This is a genomic window from Micromonospora sp. LOL_024 (assembly GCF_048060415.1).
Classification (GTDB): Bacteria; Actinomycetota; Actinomycetes; order Mycobacteriales; family Micromonosporaceae; genus Micromonospora.
In genome coordinates, this window is the sequence record NZ_JBHMIS010000244.1 from 1 (window position 1) to 201 (window position 201).

General features: G+C 68.2%; 1 pseudogene. It reads left to right on the forward strand.

Annotated features, from left to right (window positions below):
* A pseudogene (locus ACFHWY_RS29015) lies at positions 1 to 201 on the forward strand (IS5/IS1182 family transposase); the annotation flags it as partial.

Here is a 201-nt window from a genome sequence, read left to right on the forward strand (position 1 = left end):
GGCGTCGGTCACCGACAACGCCATCGGCATCCGGCTGCTCGACAAGGTCGTCGCGCACACCTCGACGGTGAGCCGCGCCTGGGTCGACGCCGGGTTCAAACAGGACCTCGCGCTGCACGGCGCCGTCCTGGGCATCGACATCGAGGTCGTCAAACGCTCCGACACCAAGCCCGGGTTCGTGCCGATCCGCAAGCGGTGGAT